Below are 12,332 nucleotides of genomic sequence, written 5' to 3'. Positions count from 1 at the left end.
AACGTCATTCACCAATTCATCTCACGCATGCATACGATCCCCGGTCTCCTTCTACCACACTCCGAGAAACTTTGGACTTCCGGTCGCTGTTGTTTTTGGATTTCTTGATTGAGATTGATTAGGGATGAAATCCAAAAACAAAGGCGAACGCTCTCGCTCCTCCAGTTCCAAACTTTCTCTCCGTGCTCCGCCGGCTCTCCATCAGCTGCATCGTTGTAAGACGAATCAGTTCATACCTAACACCACACCCTCCGCTCTCTCCATCTTAGCGCTTCGCGCTTTGCTCCACGCCGGAGCCTACTTTGAGACGCAATGCATTCAGACGGATAAATCCAGTCGCATCCGCTTGGTCATACGCTTGTGTCGGATCGGCTTCCATCGTCGCGATATCCGGATTGTACAAGCTCACAGGGCTCTTCACGCCGGCACCAATCACGTTACCTTTGTACAGTTTCAGACGAACAGTACCCGATACGTTGCGTTGACTCTCAGTAACTAATGCTTGCAATGCTAGACGCTCTGGCGCGAACCAGAAGCCATTATATACGAGTGTTGCATATTTGGAGATCAAGGAATCTCTCAAATGCATCACATCACGGTCCATCGTTAAGGATTCCATCTTGCGATGTGCTGTGAACAAGATCGTACCGCCTGGTGTCTCATAGACGCCGCGGCTCTTCATGCCGACGAAACGGTTCTCGACCATATCTACACGTCCAATGCCGTGTTTGCCGCCGATTTCGTTCAATTGCTCCATCACTTGCAATGGGCTTAGTTTCTCGCCATTGATTGCAACGCAATCACCTTGCTCGAACTCCAGCTCAATGTACTCCGCTTGGTCCGGCGCATCCTCAGGAGACACGCTAAGCACGTACATATCTTTGTTCTCTTCTGCGCTTGGATCGAACCAAGGATCCTCCAGCATGCCGCTCTCGAAGCTGATATGCAGCAAGTTACGGTCCGTCGAGTATGGCTTCGCTGCCGATGCTTGAACTGGAATGCCATGCTTCTCTGCGTATGCGATCATCTCCGCGCGACCAGGGAACTGGTTGCGGAATTCTTCGGAACGCCAAGGCGCGATCACTTTGATCTCCGGCGCAAGCGCTGCTGCCGCAAGCTCGAAGCGCACCTGGTCATTTCCTTTACCCGTTGCACCGTGTGCAATCGCCGTCGCGCCCTCTGCGCGCGCAATCTCCACCATACGCTTCGCAATTAACGGACGAGCGATACTCGTGCCGAGTAAATATTGCCCTTCATATAACGCGCCCGATTGGAACATCGGGAAGATGAAATCTTTTGCGAATTCTTCTGTAAGATCATCAATGTATACTTTGGAAGCGCCTGTCGCTAAGGCTTTCGCTTCCAAGCCATCGAGCTCATCCTTCTGACCGATATCGGCCGTAAATGCGATGATCTCCGCGTCATATGTTTCTTTTAACCATTTCAGAATAACTGATGTATCAAGACCGCCTGAATAGGCTAGTACGATTTTTTCTTTTGCCATTGTCCATTCTCCCCCATTGCTCATCAAATTACTATAAGAGGTAGTTCAAAAAATCATCTTTTGAACCTCATACATACTATAGGATCGCCGCCATAACCGCTTTCTGGGCATGCAGCCGATTTTCTGCTTGATCAAAAATAATCGAGTTCTCGCCGTCAATGACACCCGCACTTACTTCTTCTCCGCGGTGTGCTGGCAAGCAGTGCATGAAGAGATAGTCTGACTTAGCAAGCTTCGCAAGCTCTTCATTGACTTGGAAGTCCTTGAATGCTGCTTCGCGCTCTTGCTGCTCCGACTCAAAGCCCATGCTCGCCCATACATCCGTATAGATGACGTCCGCATCTTGAACCGCTTCTTTCGGATCACGCGTGATCACGATCTTCGATCCTGTCGATGCCGCGATATCCTGCGCCTGACGAATGATCGTCTCGTCCATGTCATAACCTGCAGGCGATGCGATAGAGATGTGAAGGCCAAGCTTCGCTGCACCAATCATCAAGGAATGCACCATATTGTTGCCATCACCGACATAAGCCATTTTCAGACCTGCCAGCTTGCCCTTGTGCTCCAGAATCGTCTGGTAATCCGCCAGCGCTTGGCATGGATGCGAGAGATCCGTCAATGCGTTAATCACCGGAACCGTCGCATAACGCGCCAAATCAATGATCGTGCGATGCGCGAACGTACGGATCATAATCCCGTCCAAATAACGGGACAGCGTCTTCGCCGTATCATGAATCGTCTCGCCGCGGCCCATTTGAATATCGTTCTTGCTTAAGAACAACGCCTGCCCGCCAAGTTGATACATCCCGACTTCGAACGACACGCGCGTACGTGTGGAGGATTTCTCGAAGATCATACCTAGCGTTTTGCCTTTCAGCGGCTGATATACTTCACCATTCTTTTGCTTCTTCTTAAGTTCAATCGCCAAATCGATCAGATAACGAATTTCTTCAGAAGAAAAATCGCCAAGGCCGAGGAAATCCCGGCCTCTGAGGTTAATGCCAAGCTCTTGTGTCGTGCTCATATCTATCACTCCTGCTACAAATTCTATTGTTTCACCGCTGCCTTCGCGGTTAATATGTCATTCAATACACCAACGGCAATATCAATCTCTTCGCGTGTGACCAGTAGATTCGGCAGTAACCGAACCACATTCGGGCCTGCGGCCACTGTCAGTAGTCCTTTCTGCTGCGCTTCCGCAATAATCGGACCTGCCGGTTCAATGCACTCGATGCCGATAATCAAGCCTTTGCCGCGAATGCCGGTCACATACGTATTGCCTTCCAGCTTCTCTTGCAGCTGCTGCATTAAATAATCGCCCATATCTGCGGCGTGTTCCGACAATCGCTCGTTCACAATTGTCTCGAGCGTCGCAATGACGGCAGCCATCGCAATTGGTGTCCCGCCGAAGGTGGAAGCATGGCTTCCTGCTGTAAATGCATCACGCAGATAAGCTTTGCCTAACATCGCCCCAACCGGGAATCCACTACCAAGCGCTTTGGCTAACGTGAAAATATCCGGTTCGATACCGTAATGCTCATAAGCGAACAATTTGCCTGTACGGCCGATTCCAGTCTGAACCTCATCAATGATTAAGAGGAGATTATGCTCTTTGCACAGCTTCACAATGTGCTGCACGAACGATGGTTCCACAGGAACGATGCCGCCTTCCGCTTGCACCAGCTCCAGCATAATCGCGCACGTATGCTCTCCGATCGCAGCTTCGAGCGCTTTCTCATCATGCATCGGCACATGCTTGAAGCCTTCCGGCAACGGCAAGTAGCCATCCTTCACTTTATCCTGTCCTGTCGCCGTTAAGGTCGCTAGCGTGCGTCCATGGAAGGATTGCGTGAACGTGATCACCTCATAACGTCCATTCCCAAGCACCTTCTGATGATAGCGACGAGCTAGTTTGATGGCTGCCTCATTCGCTTCCGCACCGGAGTTACAGAAGAACACCGCGTCTGCACAGCTATTCGCTGTCAGCAGCTGCGCTGCCTTTTCCTGATTCGGGATTTGATAAATATTCGACACATGCCACAATTCGTCTAACTGGGAAACGAGCTTCTCCTTCACCTGCTTCGGTGCATGCCCTAGACCATTGACGGCGATACCGCTCGTGAAATCAAGATATTTGCGGCCTTCCTCATCCCATACATAACTTCCTTCGCCTTTCACTAACGAAATCGGAAATCTTGCGTACGTTGGGAATAACGCGCTTTGTACCTGACCTTGACCTTTTTCCTGTGTTCCACTCATCGTGAATTCCTCCTCTCAATTCGCCTATCTTTGTCATTGCCTCATCTATTTATGCAGTCACAATTCGCGTACCAATCGCTTCACCATGTAATGTTCGGCTCAGTACATTCGGTTCCGTGCCATTGACGATGACGACTTCCTTCACATCACCTTGGATACATTGCATCGCAGCGCGGACCTTCGGAATCATACCGCCATATATTTCACCTGTTGCAATCATCTCTTCAATCTCTGCTATCGTAATCTTCGGCAGAACTTGCAGCTCGCCATCGATCTTCTTCATAATGCCCGGCACATCCGTCACAACGATCATCTGCGCGACCCCAATGTGGGAAGCAACTGCACCCGCCGCGGTATCCGCATTAATATTGAAGCGCTGCGTACCATCCGCCGATATGCCGATTGGGGCGATGACAGGCATGTAGCCCATACGGATAATGCCCTCGATGATCTCTGCTCGAATGTCTACGACATCTCCGACGAAACCTACCTCAGCGGCATTCGCTACCGGTACCGTCTGCATCAGGCCGCCATCCACGCCGGAGAGACCAAGAGCTTTTGCACCGCTCATGCCGATTTTACGAACGATCTCTTTGTTGATCTGCCCCGCAAGCACCATCTCGACGACATCCAAGACCGCATCATTCGTCTTGCGAAGTCCACCTACGAATTCCGTCTCGATCCCTAGCTTCGTCAGAGTCTCCGATATCGCCGGACCACCGCCATGCACAATGACTGGGATGATGCCGTCCGCTTGCAGCCTGCGTAAATCTTCAAAGAAGGCATCCGGGAGCGCAGCGAGCGTGCTGCCTCCGCATTTCATTACAAACTTTGTATTCATCTGCATCGTCATCGTTCCTCTATCCTCCGTGCCCTACGTCCGATACGCCGCATTGATGCGAACATAATCATACGTTAAATCACAGCCCCATGCTGTAGCGACGCCATCCCCGTTGTTCAGGGCGACATGGATCGTCACGGTGTTGCCTTTCAAATATTCAAGCGCGATCTCCTCGTCAAATGGAACCGGTCTCGATTGGGTTAGCACCGTAATGTCGCCGAGTCGAATATCTACCGTCTCTGGATTAACAGGCTCACCTGCACGGCCCACGGCCGCAATAATCCGTCCCCAGTTCGCATCAGCGCCGAATACGGCTGATTTCACCAGGCTGGAGCCGATGACCGTCTTCGCAATCGCTCGTGCGGATGAATCCGATACTGCGCCGTTTACGTTCACCTCAACCAGCTTCGTCGCCCCTTCGCCGTCCCGTGCGATCGCTTGGGCCAGATGTTCGCACACATGGCGGAATGCGGCTGCATAAGCGTCCCAATCCGGGTGATTCGGCTGAAGTGACTCATTACCCGCAAGACCGCTTGCCATCGCTACGAGCATATCGTTCGTACTGGTATCGCCGTCTACCGTAATCATATTAAATGTGACATCTGTTGTCTGACCGAGCAGCTGCTGCAGCGCAGCCTGATCGATCACCGCATCCGTCGTCATGAACGCCAGCATCGTCGCCATATTCGGATGAATCATACCAGAGCCTTTGGCTGCACCCGCGATATGAACTGTATGTCCGCCAACTTGCACGGCGACACAAATTTCTTTTTTTACGAGATCCGTCGTTAGAATCGCTTGGCTGAAGTCTTCCGCTCCTGCCGCATCACTCGATAGACGCGCAGGCAACTTCGCAATCCCCGCGCTAACGCGGTCCATCTTCAGCAATTCGCCGATGACACCGGTCGAAGCGACCGCCACATAATGACTTGACACGCCGAGTTGGGCTGCAATCTCATCGCGCATCTGGTACGCATCTTGTTCGCCCTGCTTTCCTGTGCACGCATTCGCATTCCCGCTGTTCACGATCACAGCTTGCAGCTTGCCTTCAGCTGCAATACTCTCGCGCGTTACCTTGAGCGGAGCCGCTTGGAATACGTTCGTCGTATAGACTGCCGCTGCCGTCGCTGGCACCTCGCATAGAATCGCTCCTAGATCGTTACGTTCTGTCTTCTTCAATCCGCAATGTAGGCCCCCGGCCTTGAATCCCTTCGGTACGGTCACCGAGCCATTCTCCACCACCGTAAAATGCTGTACGCCCATGTCTCTTCTCCCCATTTCCTTAAAATGCGTGTTCAAAAAGTCGGCATTTCAGCACCGAGAAGGTTGCGAGAACCTGAAGAGCCTATGCTTCCGTAGAGAGTTTTCCTTCGATAAACTTTCAGAGGAACGGAGTTAGGCGAAACCTAAATGAGTACCTGAAATGTTTCCGGAGGGAACATACTTCGTAAGCATATGCTCTTCGAAGGTGAGTGCAAGATTCGATCTCGATTATGCTTCTTGAATGACTTCGTGATCAAATGATGACTTTTTGAACTACCTCTTATAGCTGTCTATTATGGATAGACAGGCGTGAGGGAGAGCCCCAACGTCTCATCCCAGCCCATCATAATGTTTAAATTCTGAATCGCTTGCCCTGCGGCGCCCTTCACAATATTATCGATCACCGAAATGATCGTAACCCGTCCTGTGCGCTCATCCACGGAAAAGCCGATATCGCAATAATTGGAGCCGTATACTTCCTTCGTCGCCGGCCAAACGCCCGTGTCGCGAACCCGAACGAATCGGCGGCCTTCGTAATATTGCCTATATAGTTGAACCAGTTCCGCTTCGGTATGCGATCCGTTCAATGTAGCATACATCGTCGACATAATGCCGCGCGTCATCGGTACCAAATGCGTCGTGAACGTCACCGTCACAGGCTCCCCAGCTACTTGACTTAGAATCTGTTCGATTTCTGGCGTATGCTGGTGTTTATTCACTTTGTACGCTTTGAAATTCTCATTAATCTCAGCATAGTGCGCTGTGAGGCTTGTTCCGCGTCCTGCACCGGACACACCCGATTTCGCATCAATGATGATGCTCTTCGGATCAATCCACCCTGCTGCTACAGCAGGTACGAGTCCTAATAATGTTGCTGTCGGATAACAACCTGGATTCGATACAAAATCAAGGCCCTCCACCTGATCTCCGAACACTTCGCTGAGCCCATAGACAGCCTGTGCTAACAAGGCCTCGTCTGCCGGTGCGTGTTTGTACCACTTCTCGTAGACCGCGCCATCTTTTAACCGGAAATCACCGGATAAATCGATCACCTTCAGACCCGCTTCGAGCAGCTGCGGTACCAGCTTCGCGCTTACCCCGTGCGGTGTCGCCGTGAATACAACATCGGCTTTCTCTCGAATCAGCGGGATATCTACCCCATCCAAGGTATCGGTAATAATCTCTGTCAAATGCGGAAAACCGTCCGATAGACGCTCACCGCTACTCGATGATGATATGACGGATGTAATCTGTACTTTCGGATGTCCGCTTAGGAAACGGATCAGCTCTACGCCGCCGTAGCCAGTCGAACCGACGACCGCAGCTCGCAATGTTGTATTCATGGTTCATTCCTCCCCGATGTGACGCTATATGTCATGTGTAATATTTTCCATTATACATCTAGTAGACTTGCTTTGAAATCATATCCGAATTTGAAATTACGTATCATTATACACCCCTATTTATATTTATACAACGGTTATTTTTGAAGGTTTCGGACGCAACAAAAAAGCCGTAAAACCCAATCGTGACAAGGCACGAGCAGATTTTACGACTCTGGTAAAATATGTACTACGTATGAAGTTTGAAGCCTTCGCCCAAGACTTCCTTTGTATCACTAATAATGACGAATGCCGATGGGTCCACCATTTTCACCAACACCTTCAATTTGCTGACTTCGGTCTGCGATAGAACGACCATTAAGATTTTGCGCTCTTCCCCTGTGAAGCCGCCCCGGCCGTCCAACTCGGTTAATCCACGGTCCAAATCATTCAGAATCGCCTGCTGCAGCTTCTCTGCTTCATTGGATATGATGAATGCAACCTTAGAGACGTTGAACCCGGTCTGAATGGCGTCGATCGTCTTACTCGTTACAAATAGACCGATCAGCGCGTACAGCGCCTTCTCCGGCGACAAGAATATCCCTGCGCACAAGATGACGATGCCATCGAGCATAGGTACGGCAAGATGGTAACTCAATCCGGTAAATCGGTTGATCAGCTGTGCGACCAAATCCAAGCCACCCGTTGACCCTCTCGCGCGATACACGAGTCCTAAGCCGAGTCCAACCCCGAGCCCACCGTAAATGGATGCCAGCAGCGCATTATCGGTTGGTGTAGGCCAATCCTTCGTCAACAGAATGAATAATGGAAGAAAGAAAATTCCAACGAGTACTTTGATACCGAAATTTTTGCCTACTAGAACGACGCCTAGAATAAATAGCGGGATATTGATGATCCACTGTGTATAAGCTGGTTGAATCCCCGTGAAGTGCTGTACCAATATCGAGATCCCCGACACGCCGCCGGAAGCGATTTGATGCGCCAGCATGAATAAGTTAAAGCTCACTGCAATACTGAAGCATCCGATAATGACAAGCGTAAATTCGATAATGCCAAGTAATATTGGATGCAAAGGCTTTACGATCCGTTCGTTCCTTTTCGTTTTTTGACTTATGTTCATAGAATTATCTGCCACATAAACTGTAGAAATATTCAGTTACATTGTAACAGCGATTTGCACCCCACTTATCCTGATCTCGTTAAAATATATTTTCCACTAACGATCTGGAGGATACACCGAATTCTTCAATATACCTTTGCAATCGACTATCTTAGCATACCATGAAATTAAAAGAGCGACGAGCCCTCTTTGAGGAAGCCGCCGCTCTTTTAAGTTTATTTGTACTCGAACTGAACAGAATTAGTTACTTGACCGTCTGGATTAACGATCTTGACATCAACAATACCTGCAGCACTTGCTGCTGGAGAAAAAATCCCTAACCTAGTCGCTCCATAGAATGAGAACATTTGAGCTTCTACACCGTTAAAGTATACTTTAAGTCCATTAACGAAGTTGCTTCCATCAATATATACGACTGTTCTTCCGGCAAGAGGCCCGGAATTTGGTGTAATCCTTGTAATTGCAGGAGCCGGAACAGGCGGCGGTGCATCATATGTGAATGTACCAGTTGCTTTTTCACCTGTTGATGGATTTGTAATAACAATTGATACAGAACCGCTAATCGTACTGCTTTGCGTAATGAAAAGTATCCGTCCACTATTATAGTAAGTGGTTACAGCCACTTGCTTTCCATTAACCGTTAATACTAGATCGCGATCAAAATTTTTACCATCAATATAGACGGCTGTTCCGCCACTCATTGGACCATGATTCGGTGTTATCGCAGTAATGGCAGGGATCGCTATTTCATACGTATAGGCTTGAACTGCAGTTGCAGTTCCGCCATCAGGATTTGTTATGGTAATATCAACCGAACCCGGAGTAGCCGAGGCAGGCACCTTCACGCGAATCTTGCCGCTTCCATAATAGTAGTCAATAGGCACTAGTTGCGATCCAAATTGAACCTTTGCTTGTCCTTGGAAGTTCGTCCCGCTGATATCAATGGTACCTCCACCGGCTAAAATTCCTCTATCCGGAGTTACTGTCGTTATAGTAACTGGCAATGGCGCTGGTTTAAAGTACGTAAAACCTCCTGCAGCAACCACAGATAGATTGTCTGGGTTAATAATTTTCACATCCACGATTCCCTCAGTCGGCGACGATGGCGTTCTTACAAGGATCCTAGTGCTATTATAGAACGAAAGGATAGTAGCTTCATTATTACCAAAATAAACCTTTAATCCATTAACAAAATCCGCTCCATCAATATAGACGTTAGTACTTCCAGCGATTGGCCCATTATTCGGACTAATTGCTGTAATGGACGGTGCCTTTGGCGCTGGTGGTGCATTATAAGTAAATCCAGCCGAAGCTTTTGCAGACAGTCCATCTGGATTTACAATTTCTACATCAACAGGACCTGCAACGGTAGCCGTCGGTGACATGACAAGCAATCTACCGCTATTGTAGAACGAAATAACCGTAGCTTCTTGTGAACCAAAATATACCTTCAACCCTTTTACAAAATCAGCACCATCAATGTAAACACTCGTCTTACCTGCTAGAGGTCCATTATCCGGTGAAATTGCTTTAATTGAAGGTGCCTTCGGGACAATCGGTGCTTCATAGGTATACCCAGCTGCTACATTTCCTTCTCTACCGTCCGGGTTGACGACCCTCACATTCACTGCACCTGCTACTGTGGCTGGCGGAGCAGTGACTTGAATTCTCGTACTACCATAATACATCCCAATAGCTACTTCTTTATCACCAAAATAGACTTTCATGCCTTTATCAAAATCTTTTCCGTTGATATAAACAACGGTCCCCCCGACAAATGGGCCGCTGGTCGGAGAAATACTCGTAATAGCAGGGACAATCGGTGGAATCGGCAAATAGTTAAACCCGTTTTCCTTCATTACTTCTTGGCCGTCCGGGTTTACAACTTTTACATTGACAGGGCCTTCTGCCGCAACCGCAGGTGACGTGACTGTAATCTGTGAACCAGAGTTCAATTTAGCAATAGCCGCTTCATTAGTTCCAAAGTATACTTTGACACCCTCTAAAAATCCACTTCCCATAATACTAACACTTGTTCCGCCAGTAATTAATCCACTATCCGGGGTAATACTTGTAAGTGTTGGAGCAGGCTTGACCGGTGCAGGCTTATACGTAAAACCAGCTGGGATGATTACTGTCTCTCCATCTGGGTTAACTAGCTTCACTTCCACTGCCCCTGGTGTCTTACCAGTAGGCGTCAACACATTAAAGCGTTTATCGGAATAAAACGTAAGTATCTTGGCTTCTGCATCCCCAAAGAATACTTTTGTCTCGGTAGTAAATTTAGTACCATCAAAATATACGGCATCTCCACCCGCTAATTCGCCAATGTTAGGGGAGACGCTAGTAACCGTAAGTTTCACGACAACCGGCGCATTATAAGTAAATCCACCAGGTACTGTAACAGTCGTGCCGTCTGGGTTCGTTAACACAACATCTACAGGGCCTGAATTGGTAGTTGCTGGAGAGTTTACTTCAATGAGCTTTGTATTCGTATAACGTTTTATTGGTGCAACTTTGTCCCCAAACTTCACTTCAATTGCATTAGAAAAATAATTGCCTTCGATCAAGACAGATGTTCCACCTGCCAACGGCCCATTATTAGGCTTGATGGAGGTCACAACAGGAGCCGCCTTATAAGAATAAGGTATCGTAGCCATCTGATTATCCGTATTCTTTACAGTAACTGTTACTGTTGTTCCAACTGTACCTGCTGGAACTGTCGCAGTAATTTCATTTTTACTAATGACTTTGATATTCGTTGCTGTACCCGATCCAAATGTTACTGCAGCACCTGGTCTGAAATTATCACCCTTAATCGTTACCGTCTCTCCACCTTCAGGTTTACCAAAGTTCTGCTCGATCGAAGTAACGACTGGTGCAGAAAGCTTCACTTGTACAGCAACTGATGGAATCGCCTTTTGACGTGCTGCCCCAGCATAGTCTTTATACGTGATAATCGAAGCAGTTGTCGAAGCCTGGAAAGTACCTGCCTTGTTCGGGTCTTTCGGTTTAATCTTATAGGTAAAGGATAAATCGCTATTCTTCAACTCTTGGAAGTTCCATGTTAGCGAATTCCCTGCAACCGTTGGCTTCGGAATATTCGAGTCATACGAGCCAGGGACGATTTCAAATTCTGGTGATACAATGTCAGTAACCTGAACGTTATAAGCGCTCGCCATACCTATTTCTTTAACAATTGCCGCGTAGATCTCACTCAAACCAACGGAACCTAGTACGAAATGATGGTGAGCGGACGTTGTTGCCATTTCTTTCAGCAATTTATTAGGACCGCTTGTTTCGGGATTTTCTTTCGGCTGCAGCAAAGCAATCGTATAGAAAACAATACCTGCATCCTTAGCAGCCTGTGCTTTCTCCAAGGCATATTCATAAGCTGTCCCTTGGGGTTCGGTTGCGTCACCGTCAGTCATAATAACGATTACCGGTTGCGCTTCTGGCCGATGATTCTCAAGTTCTTTTATAGCCATATCGATTGCATTGCCTGTTGCCGTTGCACCATTTGCTTCGATCGAGCCAATATAGTTTTTTACTTTGTCCTTATCCGTCGTTAATGGAAGTAATTTGGTCATGTTTGCAGAACTAAAGTCAATAACTCCAACGCGATGTTTGGTCATATCCATTAAATCGATAAAACCTTTAGCTGCATTCTTAGCTGCCGTCATTTTATCTTCACCATTGTTGGGTTTGTAATCCGGACTCATACTACCGGACTTGTCAATGATCAAGATAACGTCATTCGGCATGACCACATTTACTGGTGGTGTCCCCTTGATACTTAGCTTTACTTCTGCTTCTTGCTCAGTTGTTATCACAGTTGGATCCACTACTTTCGTTACGGATACATAATCATTTGCTGCCGCATACGAAGTCGTTTGATATGGTATCATCATGATCACAAGAAGAAATACCATCATCACATTTACCTTCTTAAAAAAAGATTGCATACTTATCCCCCTTCAGAAAATTTTACAATATAAA

At 48.0% G+C, this 12,332-nt stretch carries 8 protein-coding genes; all 8 read right to left on the bottom strand.

Features of this window, described 5'->3' with window-relative positions:
- Positions 1-265 precede the first annotated feature (265 nt).
- Positions 266-1,504: an argininosuccinate synthase gene (locus tag GCU39_RS27520; protein ID WP_152396392.1), complete on the bottom strand. Its 1,239-nt coding sequence runs from the start codon at positions 1,502-1,504 to the stop codon at positions 266-268.
- A gap of 76 nt (positions 1,505-1,580) precedes the next feature.
- On the bottom strand, positions 1,581-2,531 hold the full coding sequence (gene argF / locus GCU39_RS27515; protein ID WP_152396391.1) for an ornithine carbamoyltransferase: 951 nt from the start codon (positions 2,529-2,531) through the stop codon (positions 1,581-1,583).
- Between the two features lie 23 nt (positions 2,532-2,554).
- Positions 2,555-3,766 carry an acetylornithine transaminase gene (locus GCU39_RS27510; protein ID WP_152396390.1) on the bottom strand — a complete coding sequence of 404 codons (1,212 nt, stop codon included), beginning with the start codon at positions 3,764-3,766 and terminating at the stop codon, positions 2,555-2,557.
- 49 nt (positions 3,767-3,815) lie between these two features.
- A complete protein-coding gene (argB, locus tag GCU39_RS27505) occupies positions 3,816-4,607 on the bottom strand; it encodes an acetylglutamate kinase (protein ID WP_152396389.1) in 792 nt (263 codons plus the stop codon).
- A 33-nt stretch (positions 4,608-4,640) separates the two neighbouring features.
- Positions 4,641-5,870: a bifunctional glutamate N-acetyltransferase/amino-acid acetyltransferase ArgJ gene (argJ, locus tag GCU39_RS27500; protein WP_152396388.1), complete on the bottom strand. Its 1,230-nt coding sequence runs from the start codon at positions 5,868-5,870 to the stop codon at positions 4,641-4,643.
- 293 nt (positions 5,871-6,163) lie between these two features.
- The gene (gene argC, locus GCU39_RS27495; protein WP_152396387.1) at positions 6,164-7,213 is read right to left on the bottom strand and encodes an N-acetyl-gamma-glutamyl-phosphate reductase; all 1,050 of its coding nucleotides are present in this window, start codon (positions 7,211-7,213) and stop codon (positions 6,164-6,166) included.
- Positions 7,214-7,442: 229 nt separating this feature from the next.
- Positions 7,443-8,333: a YitT family protein gene (locus GCU39_RS27490; protein ID WP_152396386.1), complete on the bottom strand. Its 891-nt coding sequence runs from the start codon at positions 8,331-8,333 to the stop codon at positions 7,443-7,445.
- A gap of 215 nt (positions 8,334-8,548) precedes the next feature.
- On the bottom strand, positions 8,549-12,298 hold the full coding sequence (locus GCU39_RS27485; protein ID WP_152396385.1) for an IPT/TIG domain-containing protein: 3,750 nt from the start codon (positions 12,296-12,298) through the stop codon (positions 8,549-8,551).
- Between the last annotated feature and the right edge of the window lie 34 nt (positions 12,299-12,332).

Origin of the sequence: Paenibacillus guangzhouensis (assembly GCF_009363075.1) — a bacterium.
In the GTDB taxonomy this organism is placed as follows: domain Bacteria; phylum Bacillota; class Bacilli; order Paenibacillales; family Paenibacillaceae; genus Paenibacillus_K; species Paenibacillus_K guangzhouensis.
The sequence above is the reverse complement of the archived record's forward strand: the minus strand, read 5'-3'. Positions and strand labels throughout refer to the sequence as shown.